Source organism: Nostoc sp. DedSLP04 (assembly GCF_034530775.1).
Taxonomy (GTDB): Bacteria; Cyanobacteriota; Cyanobacteriia; order Cyanobacteriales; family Nostocaceae; genus Nostoc.
On the sequence record NZ_JAVRCL010000051.1, the window covers coordinates 46,024 to 62,492 of the forward strand.

15 protein-coding genes and 1 pseudogene are annotated in these 16,469 nt (G+C 43.4%); 10 read left to right on the plus strand and 6 right to left on the minus strand.

What is annotated here, in order from left to right; genetic code table 11:
* The 5 genes from RMX89_RS24795 to RMX89_RS24815 are packed head-to-tail and all read right to left on the minus strand — an operon-like array spanning position 1 to position 4,837.
* Positions 1-444 carry an HNH endonuclease signature motif containing protein gene (locus RMX89_RS24795; RefSeq protein ID WP_322690813.1) on the minus strand — a complete coding sequence of 148 codons (444 nt, stop codon included), beginning with the start codon at positions 442-444 and terminating at the stop codon, positions 1-3.
* A gap of 9 nt (positions 445-453) precedes the next feature.
* Positions 454-708 carry a hypothetical protein gene (locus RMX89_RS24800; RefSeq protein ID WP_322690814.1) on the minus strand — a complete coding sequence of 85 codons (255 nt, stop codon included), beginning with the start codon at positions 706-708 and terminating at the stop codon, positions 454-456.
* Positions 709-740: 32 nt separating this feature from the next.
* The gene (locus tag RMX89_RS24805) at positions 741-968 is read right to left on the minus strand and encodes a type II toxin-antitoxin system HicB family antitoxin (protein ID WP_322673835.1); all 228 of its coding nucleotides are present in this window, start codon (positions 966-968) and stop codon (positions 741-743) included.
* Positions 965-1,204, minus strand: a complete 240-nt coding sequence (locus RMX89_RS24810; protein ID WP_322690815.1) for a hypothetical protein — start codon at positions 1,202-1,204, stop codon at positions 965-967. The genes RMX89_RS24805 and RMX89_RS24810 overlap by 4 nt, the downstream gene beginning before the upstream one ends.
* Before the next feature lie 15 nt (positions 1,205-1,219).
* Entirely contained in the window at positions 1,220-4,837 is a 3,618-nt protein-coding gene (locus tag RMX89_RS24815) for a HEAT repeat domain-containing protein (RefSeq protein WP_322690816.1), read from the minus strand.
* A 639-nt stretch (positions 4,838-5,476) separates the two neighbouring features.
* Here RMX89_RS24815 and RMX89_RS24820 point away from each other — a divergent pair.
* A complete protein-coding gene (locus tag RMX89_RS24820; protein ID WP_322690817.1) occupies positions 5,477-6,817 on the plus strand; it encodes a PQQ-dependent sugar dehydrogenase in 1,341 nt (446 codons plus the stop codon).
* A gap of 90 nt (positions 6,818-6,907) precedes the next feature.
* On the opposite strand, the pseudogene RMX89_RS24825 reads toward RMX89_RS24820, so the two are convergent.
* Positions 6,908-7,240, minus strand: a pseudogene (locus RMX89_RS24825) (zinc-binding dehydrogenase); the annotation flags it as partial.
* Here RMX89_RS24825 and RMX89_RS24830 point away from each other — a divergent pair.
* The 9 genes from RMX89_RS24830 to nifD form a co-directional block, all read left to right on the plus strand.
* Entirely contained in the window at positions 7,223-7,540 is a 318-nt protein-coding gene (locus RMX89_RS24830; RefSeq protein WP_322690818.1) for an element excision factor XisH family protein, read from the plus strand. The pseudogene RMX89_RS24825 and the gene RMX89_RS24830 overlap by 18 nt on opposite strands.
* Positions 7,522-7,983, plus strand: a complete 462-nt coding sequence (locus tag RMX89_RS24835) for a XisI protein (protein WP_322690819.1) — start codon at positions 7,522-7,524, stop codon at positions 7,981-7,983. The genes RMX89_RS24830 and RMX89_RS24835 overlap by 19 nt, the downstream gene beginning before the upstream one ends.
* Before the next feature lie 940 nt (positions 7,984-8,923).
* Complete coding sequence (nifB, locus tag RMX89_RS24840; RefSeq protein ID WP_322690821.1) at positions 8,924-10,375, plus strand: nitrogenase cofactor biosynthesis protein NifB; 1,452 nt, start codon at positions 8,924-8,926, stop codon at positions 10,373-10,375.
* A 120-nt stretch (positions 10,376-10,495) separates the two neighbouring features.
* Entirely contained in the window at positions 10,496-10,849 is a 354-nt protein-coding gene (locus tag RMX89_RS24845) for a 4Fe-4S binding protein (protein WP_322674536.1), read from the plus strand.
* Positions 10,850-10,876: 27 nt separating this feature from the next.
* Positions 10,877-12,082, plus strand: coding sequence for a cysteine desulfurase NifS (gene nifS, locus RMX89_RS24850; protein ID WP_322674537.1), 1,206 nt, complete (start codon positions 10,877-10,879; stop codon positions 12,080-12,082).
* Positions 12,083-12,230: 148 nt separating this feature from the next.
* Positions 12,231-13,130: a Fe-S cluster assembly protein NifU gene (nifU, locus tag RMX89_RS24855; RefSeq protein ID WP_069073113.1), complete on the plus strand. Its 900-nt coding sequence runs from the start codon at positions 12,231-12,233 to the stop codon at positions 13,128-13,130.
* Between the two features lie 222 nt (positions 13,131-13,352).
* Positions 13,353-13,709 (plus strand): group 1 truncated hemoglobin, encoded by a 357-nt coding sequence (locus RMX89_RS24860; protein ID WP_322674539.1) that lies wholly within the window; start codon positions 13,353-13,355, stop codon positions 13,707-13,709.
* A 353-nt stretch (positions 13,710-14,062) separates the two neighbouring features.
* Positions 14,063-14,956, plus strand: a complete 894-nt coding sequence (gene nifH, locus RMX89_RS24865) for a nitrogenase iron protein (protein ID WP_322674540.1) — start codon at positions 14,063-14,065, stop codon at positions 14,954-14,956.
* A 150-nt stretch (positions 14,957-15,106) separates the two neighbouring features.
* Positions 15,107-16,469, plus strand: a 1,363-nt coding sequence (nifD, locus tag RMX89_RS24870; protein ID WP_322690820.1) for a nitrogenase molybdenum-iron protein alpha chain, incomplete at its 3' end; no start/stop codon positions are given.

Here is a 16,469-nt window from a genome sequence, read left to right on the forward strand (position 1 = left end):
CTATTTATTTATCTGTTTTAGCGCCGATACTGAGGGATACTGACCAGATGCAATCAAAGCTTGTCGTTCTATAATCCTTTCATCGCCGTTAAAATCTAGAATACGTGCGGTGACTTCACCGATGTCTGTTTGATGCACAATTACAGCCTCATCTAGTCGAAAATGCTCGCCCCAAAAGTCTCTGCGTGGGTTAAAAAACCGTACAAGTTCGCCAGTTTGCCAATTAATTGACCCCAAATCCGTCCCTTTTTGCAGGTTACAGAAGATACAGGCATAACAGAGATTATCTGCTGTTGTAGCGCCACCGTGTTTGACACTGATTATATGGTCAACTTGACAACCCGACGATCTATCTTCTTCAGAAACGAGACAATACTCGCAAATATGCTCGGCGCGAGATGCAACTAAACGCCGCAATTCTGCATTAATATATGGACGAGACACTTTGAATACTTACTCCGCGCTGATGTACTGACGAGCTTTTGCTTTTGCTAGTAGCATAATATGCTCTAGCGTGAGAAAATGATCTAACTCTCGCTTATCGCTTCCTGTAAGACCTTCAGTTTTTGCTCGGTAAACGAGATCCTCTAAACGGTCGTTGGCTGCATCCGAGAGTTTGAAATCGATAACACTTTGGGGAGTGGTGCCAGCAGCAATAAACTCTATAATTTCGTCGTAGACTTTGGTGGTATTTACAGATGTAGTCATGAGATTATCTCTTTTTATTTAATTTTACTGATTTACAATGCTACTTTTAACGACTTTCCTAGCGTTTTAGGCTCTGGTAGAGTTTCACCGTCAGTCAAAGATGATTCAATCAGCATCTCTAAAACTTCTTGAGCATTTTTCAAAGCGTCTTCGTAAGTCTCTCCGTGAGTGCAAGGCTGCATTATATGCGTAAACTCAGGTAGCAAAACCACATAACATTGGTCTTCTTCTGACCATTGAATCACGATTGTATATTTCATCTTTCTGAAACATAATTACGAATTGTTCTCCAGCTTTTTACCCGACCTTCAGCAATATCTTTTTTACCTTCTTCAAATGATTCAATAAATCCAGGGATATCAAGTAACTCTTGGGTAGCATCTTCACTCTCCTTATCTGCTAGATATGCTAAAAAATCAGCAACCAGTTGTAAGCGTTCTGAAGATAATACATCTAAATATTGGTTGATTTGCTGACGAACTTCTGTGTTACTCATATTTTTGCAACTCTTTTACTTCTCTAATTGTGCCAACTTCTTCTGAGCAAATTCCCGCACTTGTTTATCTGGGTCATTCTCTGCGCGATCGCGCAACAGTGGTAAAGTCTGGTCATGCTGAGGATATTGCTTGATAATTATCTCTAATGCAATGCGCCGAGGATTAGTTTCATCCTCTTTCTTGCGCTCAAAGGAATTATCAACAGCGCAGTTGTGGTAGATATTAAACAACTCAGGCTGATATTTAAAGTGTTGAGCTAATTCTCGGACTGCTGCACCTCGCACATACTCATGAGCATCCTGAGTAGCGCGTTCTTTGAGCCAGGTTTTGGTGTCGGGGTGATCTTTGAAGTTCTCGACTAATTCTCGGACTGCTGCACCTCGCACATACTCATGAGCATCCTGAGTAGCGCGTTCTTTGAGCCAGGTTTTGGTGTCGGGGTGATCTTTGAAGTTCTCGACTAATTCTCGGACTGCTGCACCTCGCACATACTCATGAACATCCTGAGTAGCGCGTTCTTTGAGGATGGATTTGGTGTCGGGGTCATCTCTGAAGTTCTCGGCTAATTCTCGGACTGCTAAACCTCGTACATAGTTATCATCCTGGGTAGCGCGTTCTTTGAGCCAGGTTTTGGTGTCGGGGTCATCTTTGAAGTTCTGGGCTAATGCCCCAACTGCTAAACCTCGCACATAGTTGTCATCATCCTGGGTGGCGCGTTCTTTGAAGAAGGTTTTGGTGTCGGGGTCATCTTTGAAGTTCTGGGCTAATTCCCAGACTGCTACACCTCGCACACCTTTGTCGTCATCCTGGGTAGCGCGTTCTTTGAGCCAGGTTTTGGTGTCGGGGTGATCTTTAAAGTTATCGGCTAATGCCCCAACTGCTGTAACTCGCACACCTCCGTGGTCATCCTGGGTAGCGCGTTCTTTGAAGAAGGTTTTGGTGTCGGGGTGATCTTTGAAGTTATCGGCTAATGCCCCAACTGCTGCACGTTGCACTTGCCAGTTATCATCCTGGGTAGCGCGTTCTTTGAGCCAGGTTTTGGTGTCAGGGTCATCTTTGAAGTTCTCGGCTAATTCTCGGACTGCTGGACATCGCACTTGCCAGTTATCATCCTGGGTAGCGCGTTCTTCGAGCCAGGTTTTGGTGTCGGGGTCATCTTTAAAGTTCTTTGCTAATGCCCCAACTGCTGCACGTTGCACTTTCCAGTTATCATCCTGAGTAGCGCGTTCTTTGAGCCAGGTTTTGGTGTCGGAGTCATCTTTGAAGTTCTTCGCTAATTCTTCGACTGCTGCAAGTCGCACACCTTCGTGGTCATCCTGGGTAGCGAGTTCTTTGAGCCAAGTTTTGGTGTCTAGAGATTCTTGCCAGGTCGTGACAATTGTTGTGACTGCTTGAGTGTAAATTTTGTAAAGTAGGTAAAATTCTTTTCTTCTATATTGCAGGGAGTCGTAATAGTACCAGAGATCGTATTTAGTTAAGTCTTTGAGCTTGTCAAGTAATTTAGTAGCTGTTGATGCGATCGCCGAGCGATTTCTCACCTCTACAAGACACTTAGCTGCTAAAAAGAGATTGACAAACTTTTCCTCTTCGCCATCTTGCGCCATTAAATAATCAAGAATCTCACCAACAAATCTTGGCTCAATCATTCCCGCAATTAGCAGCAAGACTTCATGCCAACTTTCATCTTGCCAGTGTTTGCCAAAAACTTCATTCTTAAGTTCTTCAATAGTCAGCGTTTGCGTTTCTTTAAACTGCCAGACAAACTCCCAAGCACAGAAATATTCTAAAAACGTCCGATGTACAAAAGCATAATAATCCGCACCCAGGAAACATAACATAAAGTTGCGAATCCGCAGTTGATTAATCATCACCCGCGCCGCTTCTCTGGGTTTATCAAATTCTATGGTTTTGAGATAATCAGTCAGAACTTTGACTAAATCATTCTCATTAATCAAATTACCAGCCAACCCTTTCTCACCAGTTTGCATAAGATAAGCAACCTGACGCAGCATCGCTTGCTTATCTTTATAATCAATCGTCTTGGGGTCTAACCTCTTATCTTCAATCAAAACGCGCTCCACATCCCATTGATGTAGCAGTACCCGCGATGCTTGATTATAAAGCTCCGCTCTATCTTTTGGTAGCTCTTGATTACGATTAAGAATTGCCATCATCGTCAACAGCAGAGGATTTCCCGCCAATTCTGCAATAGATTTGGAAGCTGCAATTCCTCTTTGTAGCCGTTCCCGTTTTCTCACTTTATCTACTGCATCGGTAAAAGTTAACTCATGCCAACGATAAATAAAATCCTGAATTTGTTCTGAGTCTAAATCTTGTAATATAAAGTGGCGAAACTCAGCATTAAGCAATTGTTGCGGTTTATAGCCAATAATCCGAGAAGTGACAATTACCTGCACATCAGGATAGTCATTAGTAAAGCGATGAATATCAGTAATTACATCCTCTCGCTTACCAGGATCAAATACCTCATCCAAACCATCAAACATCACTAAGGCATTACCAGCTTTTAATTGTTTATCTAGTTCAAGCTGATTGAGATGATGAACAGCACCACTACATTGATGAAAAAATTCTAGAAAATTATTGCACTCTTTATCTTCCCGTCGCCGCATATAAGTGCGTAATTCAATGAGCAAGGGAATTGGTAAAGATATAACATTATCCAGTGGTGACTCAGCCCAATTCAAAGCCAAAAATTGCAACAATGTAGACTTACCCGAACCAGGATCGCCCAAAATCACAAGATATTTATAATCTTGCTTTTTATTGACAACATCTAAAACTGAACGGATCGGCTGTTCAAAATAAACCCGTTTGTGGCGTTCTAATTCTTCTAATTCAACAGCTTCTACTTGCTCGCTTTCTCGCAGCCGTCTAAGATGTTCTTTAGGCAGTTCGTGAACTTGCGCTAAAACTTGATGAGTTTCTCGGACATTTTGAGCAGTAAAAATCCGCCATAATTTAAGTTCGTTATAGGCATAGCCGCTAGTATCTAAGCTATCTAATTTGAGATTGCCATAGCGTTCGCGAATTCCTTCTTGATATTTAACTAAATTAAAATCTACAATAACACCAGCAATTTCTTTGGTATTGATTTCAATATCAGATAACTTTTGTAATTCTAGGATATGGTGTAAATCTTTTGAATCTAAAATAAGTTCTTGGACTTGTGTTAAATACTGTTCTGTAATTGATTGCCAGTTAAACTTAGATGGCAGAGGTTTTAATTGCAGCCTGTTCCAACTATCTTCTAGGGTTTTAGCGTCTAGAGATTCACAATTAATATCAAAAGCTTTACCAATAATTTCTGTAACTGACTTATCGCTGATAAATTTCTGAATGTCTTTGGTGTACTCTTTAATCTCATTTTCACCAAGTTTGCAACGAACTTTTAGCTGCTGCTGCATGAGTTGCAAAAATTCCTTTAACGCTTTCCCAGCAGCAATTTCTATGTCTTCCTTCTTAAGTTTCTGGAAAATCTTGCCAGGGATGCCTTTTAATAAATCTTTAGCCCAATCTTTAGCAGCATCCTTGGCTAAGTCTTCCAGAATGGGTTTAAAAATCAACCCGGCGGCCTGAGTTACACCCCAAATAGCTAACCAGTCCAGCATAATACTCGCTTCTGTTGAGATTTTGATTACGAGTATATCCACTAGCTGGAGTAATGTTTCCAGATTTCAGGGTTATTGCAGAAATATCACAGGTATCTGAAGAACCTCTCTCCTTTTAGGCTACGGTGTACACACAAGTCAAATTACCCCCCTTAATCCCCCCTTGCAAAGGGGGGAAACAGGAATCTAGTTCCCTCCCCTTTCCAAGGGGAGGGTTAGGGTGGGGTAAAAACCAGATTCGTAAACTATCTTGTTACAACCATGAGCCACGGTTAGTTATACCAAGGGATACGTGCAATCAATTACCACTATTTGAGAAAAACCAAGTCCTCAGCGTTGGGTTTGTCAAACACAAACTTAGCTTTTTGACCGAGAAGGAAGGCTGTTAAGACGCTCTGCATAATAATTTCAAGGCTAAGTAGCTTGAGGAAGATTTTAGTTGACAAGAGCGATCCTCTGCCTTTTTTATCGGTTCACCCATTTTTTGATAAGTTAGAAAATATAGCAGTAGATAAAGATATTTTAAATATTTCCAAAAAATAACACCTCTGAGTTAGTTTTGTTCAGACTCTCGGTAAAATCGGCTAGCCGAGAATTATATGTAACACAGATCGCTATTAAGCTAGAGGGAAGTTCAAAATGGTTGCATTTACTTTAAAACCAACACAGATACTTGGACGCATACTATCTGCATCGCTAATTAGTTTGATGTCCTTAGAGGTTCTTAACACCGCAGCGATCGGTCAACCGCCCCCTGCATCTGTTGAAACCAAGCTGAAAGTGCCTAGTACAATGACCTCTTGGCCCTTTAATACTACCCGTTACTTGAAAGTGCCGCCCAAATTCTCTATTTCTGTTTATGCTCGCATTAACAAAGCTCGCTTTCTGGCAGTTGCTCCCAATGGGGATCTTCTAGTATCACAGCCCAGTTCTGGTAAAGTGTTAATTGTCCGGCCAAATGGCAGCAAAGACCCGATTATTTCTGACTTCGTAACGGGTCTACGCAAACCACACGACATTGTGTTTCATAAGATTGACAACACCACATACATTTATATCTCTGAGACTCATCAAATTAACCGCTTCATTTACAACTCTGGAGATAAAGTAGCGAAAAATCGTCAAATCGTTGTAACTGGTTTACCAGACGGCAGCACGCGGGAACTCAAAGGTGCTTATGGTCACGAACTGAAAAATATCGCACTTGATGCCAACCACAAACTGTACGTGTCGATCGCCTCTACATGCAATGCCTGTAAGGAAGATACTGTGAGTAATCCAAAGCGTGGTGCAATTTACCAGTACAACGCTAATGGAACCAATCAGCGACTTTTTGCTCAAGGTTTACGTAACGCTGAAGGGTTAGCATTCTTACCTGGCACAAACGATCTTTGGGTAGTCGTTAATAATCGAGATAACATCGCCTATCCTTTCAACGATAGCAGTGGCAATTACGGTAAGATTATCCCCTCCTACGTAGACAACCACCCACCAGAGGAGTTCACGAAAGTTCGAGATGGCGGTAACTACGGTTGGCCATTCTGCAATCCCAATCCTTATACCCCAAATGGCCTTGACAATATGCCATTTGACCGCGACTATCAGTTCAATGCTAATGGAAGTGTTAATTGCAATACACTGGACAGGATTAGCAAAGGTATCCAAGCCCATTCCGCTCCCTTGGGACTAACATTCTTACAAAATACCAACTTTCCCAGCCTATACTCAAATGGGGTAGTGGCAGGGCTGCATGGTTCATGGAATCGGCAGAAGAAAACGGGCTACAAAATAATTTACTTTCCCTGGAACAGTACAACAAAAACCCCAGGACAAGAGATAGATTTAGTCACCGGTTGGGTAGTTCCAGCAACGCAAGAAACCTGGGGGCGACCCGTGGATATGGTAGTAGACCAACAAGGTAATTTGTTAATTTCGGATGACTATAGCGGCGCTATCTATAAGCTTTCCTACACGCCGTGATAACTGATTAAGGTCTACAAAGACCCTAATGGCGGAATTTCCTAGTCTTTTCTTACGACTCCAGGAGTATACAAAGGCAACCGAGATAACTTAAATGTTGTTGGTAATAACTGCGATGTCTACGACGGGCTGCACTAAGGTAATTTTTCCCACTGCACGGCCCGTTTCGCTATAAGCATGAGCCGCTCCTAGTTCTTGTAAGGGATATGTGCGATCGATTACCACACGAATTTTACCCGCTTCAATCAAGTCTTTCAAATAAATCAAATCTTGAGTGTTGGGTTTTTGCAAAATAAATTTGGCTTTTTGACCGGGAAGAAACGCTGTTAAGACGCTCTCTAAAAAGACTTCGGGGCTGGGTAGTGTGGTGATATAAATTCCATTGGGTTTGAGGACTCTTTTAGTTTGAGAGAGCGATCGCTTGCTAGACAACTGTTAGCGGCGCAAAAGGCAGAATACAAAATTGCAGTTGAGATTAAAAGTTTTAGCGGCAGATCGGATGTTGATGATTTAGAAAAAGCGTTAGGCCAGTATATTTTATATCAGGATATCTTAATTGAGTTGGAGCCAGAGCGAATGTTATATCTTGCAGTGCCTAACAGAGTTTTTGATGATTTGTTTGAAGAACCCATTGGCAAGCTTTTATTAAGAAATCATCGTTTAAAACTGATTACATTCGATCCAAAACAGGAGGTCATCAAACAATGGATTATACCCAATTAGACCACTATCGCCAGGTGATTGAAACTATCCTCAGTGAATATGCTTCACTGAGTTATTCCTATGCGGATATTCAATCAGAAGTGGTGTTCGATCGAAACCGCGATCGCTATTTATGGATGGATCTAGGTTGGAATGGCGATCGCCGCATTCATGGCTGTCTGGTTCATATTGACCTGATTGATGGCAAAATCTGGATTCAACGGGATGGCACTGAAGAAGGCATTGCCGCCGATTTAGAACGGGCTGGAATTCCTAAAGAACACATCGTCCTTGGCTTTCGTCCTACCGGAGTTAAGACCCTACACAGGCTATGCAGTTGCTTAAGGTGCGTAGGCGCAGCCCGTCGTATTAGAGCGTCGGGAAGGGGGTTAGGGGGTGAGGTTTTTGCTAAGGTTTGTAATGAGCAATTCAGAAAAATCATTGCGATCGCTCAATCATGTTAGATTATAGTTTGTTGTTTCTCTCAAACACAAAACCTGAGAGTTTCCTGCCCATCTCCTCATTGTGGGAATGAAAAAAAGGAGTTAAAAGTTAAGTTTTTTGAAAATTATGTGCAGCAACACACCTATTTGCAACAGCTTATATGGCTTACCAGACAAGACTTAGAACCACAATTGAATATGATTGTCAAAGTAAAAATTAAAAAAATATGAATTGCATTTTTACCCTCAAAAAAATGATATGTTAGATACAGAATTGAATTTCGCACGTTTCTGGAGTAGAACGATATAGACTACTCCAGTTTTTCACCCTCAAACCCTTGTCATTTATTGCTTTTGACGAAAGTGGAGGGAAATCTGAGTACACATTTAAATAACCCAAACCTAGTTTCAAGTTAGTTAAAGTTATTGCTGGGATTGGGTTTTAGCTGAGTACAAAGAAATCCTGAACCCCCATCTATAAACACTAGAACCCCAACCAAAAAATACTAGAACCCCTACCTAAAAAAAACTTTTTTAATTCTTGTAATCCTTGAAGAATTAGAGTTTTTAGTATTTGAGTACAAAAGTAATAAATCCAATAAATTCTATCCTAGAGAGACGCAACATCTGGCTGGGAGACGGCTGCTATAAATCTTATATCGCCAATCACCTAACGCTCTGAAACAAAACAAAGCGAAGAGTGAGTGGAGGGATGACATAGCACCATGCCTGAAGTGAAGAGAAGTCGCGGCTGTAAGCACAAATTCTACCCAAGAACCGAACGTTGACACACACCAGCCGAACATCAGATATCTATCGCCTGCTTTACTTGAAAACAAGTCGCCCTCACCCAAGGGTTTGCAGGCAGTGTGGAAGACGCGACTTCAATTCTGGGCATGAAAGAGTAGCAACAGCATCTCCCACAGTGGCAGCCAAGTCCACCGACCTTTTGCGAAACTCAATGACATCACCGTCTACACGACTCCTCAACTCCGACGCTACGGAATCGCCAACCCAAGCAAAATCAGGTGGTTGCGGCTGCGACAGCCCCAGCAGCGCCACCGTGGAAAGGGACGAAAAGCTCCAAGAACGCATTGCTAAACATCCCTGCTACAGCGAAGACGCTCATCACCACTATGCGCGGATGCACGTTGCAGTTGCACCAGCTTGCAACATTCAATGCAACTATTGCAACCGCAAATATGATTGCGCTAACGAAAGCCGTCCTGGAGTAGTTAGCGAATTGCTAACACCAGAAGAAGCATCACACAAAGCTTTGGTCATTGGTGGTAAGATTCCTCAAATGACAGTTGTGGGAATTGCCGGCCCTGGCGACCCATTGGCGAACCCAGAAAAAACCTTCCGCACATTTGAGTTGATTGCAGAGCAAGCACCAGACATTAAGCTGTGCTTATCAACCAATGGTTTAATGCTGCCTGACTACATCGATCGCATTAAACAATTAAATATAGATCACGTTACGATCACCATTAACATGGTAGATCCAGAGATCGGTGCATTGATTTATCCTTGGGTTCACTACAAACGCAAGCGTTATAGAGGTCTTGAAGGTGCAAAAATCCTCCACGAAAGACAGATGGAAGGATTGCAAGCTTTGAAAGATGCTGATATCTTGTGCAAAGTCAACTCCGTAATGATTCCCGGAATTAATGACCATCACTTAGTCGAAGTGAATCGAGTCATTCGTGAGAAAGGTGCATTCTTGCACAACATCATGCCATTGATTTCTGCACCAGAACATGGCACACACTTCGGTTTAACCGGTCAACGCGGCCCTACACCCAAAGAACTCAAAGAAGTTCAAGACAATTGCTCAGGTAACATGAAAATGATGCGTCACTGTCGCCAGTGTCGTGCCGATGCAGTCGGATTATTGGGAGAAGACCGCAGTCAGGAGTTTTCCAAAGAGAAATTCTTGGAAATGGCTCCCGAATATGACATGGAACAACGCGCTACTGTTCACGAAGGAATTGAGAAGTTCAAAGAAGAACTTAAAGTAGCCAAAGATAAGGCGCTAGCTGGTAAGAAAGTTGCCAATAGCCCGAAAGTTTTAGTTGCAGTAGCAACCAAAGGCGGCGGATTAGTTAACCAACACTTTGGTCATGCGAAAGAATTCCAAATTTACGAAGTGGGTGGAAACGAAGTTCGCTTTGTCGGTCATCGCAAAATTGACCAATACTGCCAAGGTGGGTACGGCGAAGAAGCTTCTTTTGAGCATATTATGAAAGCGATCGCAGATTGCAAAGCAGTTTTAGTTTCCAAGATTGGTAACTGTCCTCAAGAAAAATTGCAAGAAGCTGGAATCAAGACTATTGAAGCTTACGACGTAATTGAAAAGGTTGCTTTGGAGTTCTACGAGCAATACGTTAAGGAATTAGGGAATAACGAATAGGGCATGGGGCATAGGGCATAGGGCATGGGATAAGAATTATCCTCAATGCCCTCCCCTAAACCCAATCCTCAATGCCCAATGCCCAATGCCCCCATTCATTCCCAAAAAGGAGAATAAATCATGGCTTACAAAATTCTTACTAGCCAGTGTATTTCCTGCAATCTCTGTCTAACGGTATGTCCCACAAATGCAGTTAAAGTGGTTGACGGACAGCACTGGATTGACCCTGAACTTTGTACAAACTGTATTGGTAGCATTCATACCGTGCCTCAGTGTAAAGCTGGTTGTCCCACATGCGACGGTTGCGTTAAGCAGCCTAGCGATTATTGGGAAGGCTGGTTTACCAATTACAACCGCGTAGTTGCTAAATTAACAAATAAACAAGATTACTGGGAACGTTGGTTTAACTGTTATTCCCAGAAATACTCCGAACAGTTGCAAAAGCGCCAACCCCAAATAATTCGTAATTCGTAATTCGTAATTCGTAATTAGAAGACAACAATGCAAAATAACTGCATCTATCTCGATAATAATGCCACCACTAGGGTAGACCCAGAAGTTATAGAGGTAATGCTACCTTACCTGACGGATTATTACGGCAATCCCTCCAGTATGCATACCTTTGGTGGGCAAGTCGGTAAAGCAGTGAGAACAGCAAGAGAACAACTTGCAGCCATCCTGGGAGCCGATGAATCTGAAATTGTCTACACAAGTTGCGGTACTGAGGGAGATAACGCGGCGATTCGAGCCGCATTGTTAGCGCAACCAGAAAAGCGACATATTGTCACTACTCAAGTAGAACATCCAGCAGTACTCAATGTCTGCAAACAATTAGAAACCCAAGGTTACACTGTTACCTATCTATCAGTAAATCATCAAGGGCAGCTGGATCTAGATGAACTAGAAGCTTCCTTGACGGGTAACACCGCCTTGGTGACAATTATGTATGCTAATAACGAAACCGGAACGATTTTCCCGATTGAGCAAATTGGGTTGCGTGTAAAAGAATATGGCGCTATCTTCCATGTAGATGCGGTGCAAGCAGTGGGAAAAATCCCGTTGAATATGAAGACTAGCACTGTGGATATGTTAACCCTGTCTGGTCACAAGTTGCACGGGCCTAAAGGAATTGGTGCTTTATATATCCGGCGCGGAGTTCGGTTCCGTCCCTTCATTCTTGGGGGACACCAAGAACGCGGACGTAGGGCGGGAACAGAGAATGTTCCAGCAATTATCGCCTTGGGCAAAGCTGCGGAACTAGAACTGTTACACTTAGAAGAAGCGATCGCAAGAGAAAGAAAGCTGCGCGATCGCTTGGAACAAACTTTACTTGCTACAATTCCCGATTGTGTCGTTAACGGTGACGTTACGCAGAGATTGCCAAACACAACCAATATCGGCTTCAAGTACATCGAAGGTGAAGCAATTCTACTGTTATTGAACAAATACGGTATCTGTGCATCATCCGGTTCTGCTTGTACCTCCGGTTCTCTCGAACCCTCCCACGTCCTGCGGGCAATGGGCTTACCCTATACAACTTTGCACGGTTCTATCCGCTTCAGTCTTTGTCGCTACACCACAGAAGCCGAAATCGATCGAGTGATAGAGGTAATGCCCAGTATTGTAGAACGTTTACGCGCCCTCTCACCCTTCAAAAATGATGAAGCAGGTTGGTTGCAAGGACAGTCATTAGTCATTAGTCATTAGTCATTGGTCATTGGTCATTAGTCATGGGTCATTAGTCATTAGTTTTAGAAAAGTGACAAGTGACAAAGGACAAGTGACAAAGGACAAAGGACAAATGACAAAGGACAAATGACATAGGACAAATGACAAAGGACAAAGGACAAAAGTTATGTGGGACTACACCGATAAAGTATTAGAACTGTTTTACGATCCCAAGAATCAGGGAGAAATTGAAGAAACGGGCGAAGCTGGAGTTAAGGTTGCAACGGGTGAAATTGGCAGCATTGCTTGCGGTGATGCTCTGAGATTGCACCTGAAAGTGGAAGTGGAATCTGATAAGATTCTAGATGCTCGCTTTCAAACCTTTGGTTGTACTAGTGCGATCGCATCTTCTAGTGCATTAACCGAAATGGTCAAAGGTTTAACTTTAGATGAAGCCTTGAAAGTGTCCAATAAAGACATTGCAGATTACCTTGGTGGTTTGCCAGAAGCAAAGATGCATTGCTCTGTGATGGGACAAGAAGCGCTAGAAGCCGCTATCTATAATTATCGTGGCATACCTCTAGCTACCCACGATGATGATGATGAAGGTGCATTAGTTTGCAGTTGCTTTGGCATCAGCGAGTCTAAGATTCGCCGCGTGATTCTAGAAAATCATCTCACGGATGCCGAGCAAGTAACAAATTATGTGAAAGCTGGTGGCGGATGCGGTTCCTGTCTGGCGAACATCGATGATATAATAAGATCAGTTCAACAGGAATACGCCTCACCTGCTCTCAACAATTACGGCGTACAAGTTGCCACAGAAATTGTTACATCTAAGGAACGAGCGCTAACCAACGTCCAAAAGATTGCTCTAATTCAAAAGGTTCTTGATGAAGAAGTCAGACCCGTACTCATTGCAGACGGGGGAGATGTAGAACTCTATGATGTAGAAGGCGATCGCGTTAAAGTTGTACTGCAAGGTGCTTGCGGTTCCTGTTCTAGTAGTACAGCAACTCTAAAAATTGCGATCGAAGCCAGATTACAAGATCGTGTCAGCAAGAGCCTTGTAGTCGAAGCAGTTTAGGAATTGCTGTAGGACTTAACGTATTCTACAAATACGCTCTAATATGCATTCAGCCAGGAACAGAAAGTAGGATTTGAACCATATAATTGTCTCCACATCAATGCTTCAATCCTACCAGCAACCGATAGCTAAATTAGCTATGACGGCTAACAGCATATAGGCAAAAAGATTAAGCGCCTACTTGCAAATTTCATCATCCAACTCGCTTCAAAGGAACAGGATATGAGCACATTGTACGACAACATTGGTGGACAACCAGCTATTGAACAAGTAGTAGATGAACTCCACAAACGCATCGCTACTGACAGCCTCCTCGCTCCCGTTTTTGCTGGTACAGACATGGCCAAGCAACGCAATCATCTAGTTGCTTTCTTAGCTCAAATATTTGAAGGGCCAAAGCAATACGGCGGTCGTCCATTGGACAAAACCCACGCTGGAATGAACCTACAGCAACCACACTTCGATGCGATCGCCAAGCATCTCGGTGAAGCAATGGCTGTGCGTGGAGTGTCAGCAGAAGACACCAAAGCTGCACTAGATCGCGTCACAAACATGAAGGGCGCTATTTTGAACAAGTAATAGGACTTATGCATTGATTGTTGACAAATAGCAACATCAAGTCCTATTGAATCTTGCAAGCTGAAACACATTATGACGTATTTGTAAATCGCGTAATTTTCTTTGTTCTTTGTCAAAAAAATGACAAAGGACAAAGGACAAAGGACAAAAAACCAAAAGAAAACAATTTAACCACGAAATATATGTACCTACTCTCAATCATTATGGCTGTGGAGCGATCGCCCCCAGCAGGCATTTATGCCAACGCTACCAACGATGCTCTACACGCGCTCACTACTGTCGCTCAACTGGCGTGAACGCAACTGACAAAAGCAAAGACCCACTAACCAACCAATTGCAGGGAAATACGAGTCATGACAGACGAAAACATTAGACAGATAGCTTTCTACGGTAAGGGCGGTATCGGTAAATCTACCACCTCCCAAAACACCTTGGCAGCTATGGCAGAAATGGGTCAACGCATCCTCATCGTCGGTTGCGACCCTAAAGCTGACTCCACCCGTTTGATGCTGCACAGCAAAGCTCAAACAACCGTTCTTCACCTCGCCGCAGAACGTGGTGCAGTAGAAGATATCGAACTCGAAGAAGTAATGCTAACCGGTTTCCGTGACGTTCGTTGCGTAGAATCTGGTGGTCCAGAACCCGGTGTAGGTTGCGCCGGTCGTGGTATCATCACCGCCATCAACTTCTTAGAAGAAAATGGTGCTTACCAAGACCTAGACTTCGTATCTTACGACGTATTAGGTGACGTTGTGTGCGGTGGTTTCGCAATGCCTATCCGTGAAGGCAAGGCACAAGAAATCTACATCGTGACATCAGGCGAAATGATGGCGATGTATGCTGCTAACAACATTGCTCGTGGTGTTCTCAAGTATGCACACACAGGTGGCGTGCGTTTGGGTGGTTTGATTTGTAATAGCCGTAACACAGACCGAGAAATCGAACTAATCGAAACCTTGGCAAAACGGTTGAACACCCAAATGATTCACTTCGTACCCCGTGACAACATCGTTCAACACGCAGAATTGCGCCGGATGACTGTTAACGAGTACGCACCAGAAAGCAACCAAGCTAACGAATATCGGACATTGGCTCAAAAAATTATCGACAACAAGAATCTAGCTATTCCTACACCCATCGAAATGGAAGAACTAGAAGAATTGTTGATTGAATTCGGTATCCTCGAAAGCGACGAAAATACCGCAATGTTGGTTGGTAAGAGTGCTGCTGAAGCTCCTGTAGTATAAATCGCTGCTAATAAATAACGCTTTAGCACAAGGAAAAAGGAAGAGTTCCATATCTTACCTTTTCCCCTCTCACTTGCATCTCCCCCCTAACCTTAGAGGGGACTCCTAGTCCCCCTATGCCCCGATCCTTACAAGTCACAGAGGCTAAATATGACACCTCCAGAAAATCAAAACATCATCGAAGAAAGAAAAGAACTAATTAAAGAAGTTCTAAACGCTTACCCCGATAAAGCTAAGAAAAAACGGGAAAAGCACTTAGGCGTATACGAAGAAGGTAAGTCCGATTGCGGCGTTAAGTCTAACATCAAATCCCTTCCTGGGGTAATGACCGCTCGTGGTTGTGCTTACGCCGGTTCTAAAGGTGTGGTTTGGGGTCCTATTAAGGACATGATCCACATCAGCCACGGACCTGTAGGTTGCGGTTACTGGTCTTGGTCTGGTCGTCGTAACTACTACATCGGCACCACAGGTATTGACACCTTTGGTACCATGCACTTCACCTCCGACTTCCAAGAACGAGATATCGTTTTTGGTGGTGACAAGAAACTTACCAAGCTCATCCAAGAACTTGATGTACTTTTCCCACTCAACCGTGGTGTTTCCATTCAATCAGAATGCCCCATCGGTCTAATTGGGGATGACATCGAAGCAGTTGCTCGGAAGACATCGAAAGAAATTGGCAAGCCAGTTGTACCCGTGCGTTGCGAAGGCTTCCGGGGTGTTTCCCAATCTTTGGGACACCACATTGCGAACGACATGGTTCGTGACTGGGTATTCACCAGAGCAGACCAAGCGAAAAAAGACGGTACACTTCAATTTGAAGGTACTCCTTATGATGTAGCCATCATTGGTGACTACAACATCGGTGGAGATGCTTGGGCTAGCCGCATCCTGTTAGAAGAAATCGGCTTGCGCGTAGTCGCTCAGTGGTCAGGTGATGGCACCATCAACGAAATGTTGATGACCCCCAATGTGAAGATGAACCTCATCCACTGTTACCGGTCGATGAACTACATCAGCCGTCACATGGAAGAAGCTTACGGTATACCCTGGCTTGAGTATAATTTCTTCGGCCCCACCAAGATTGCTGAATCTTTACGGGAAATCGCTTCTAAGTTTGACGAAACAATCCAAGCAAACGCTGAGAAAGTTATCGCCAAATATCAGCCCACAATGGATGCGGTAATTGCTAAGTATCGCCCCCGTTTGGATGGTAAGACCGTTGCCATCATGGTTGGTGGTCTACGTCCTCGCCACGTTGTCCCAGCTTTCTTAGACTTGGGCATGAAGATGATTGGTACAGGTTATGAGTTCGCTCATAATGACGACTACAAACGTACTACTCACTACATCGAAAACGGCACCATCGTTTATGACGACGTTACCGCTTACGAATTCGAGGAATTTATCAAAGCGCTGAAGCCTGATTTGGTAGCTTCTGGTGTGAAAGAGAAGTACGTCTTCCAAAAGATGGGTCTACCTTTCCGTCAAATGCACTCTTGGGATTACTCCG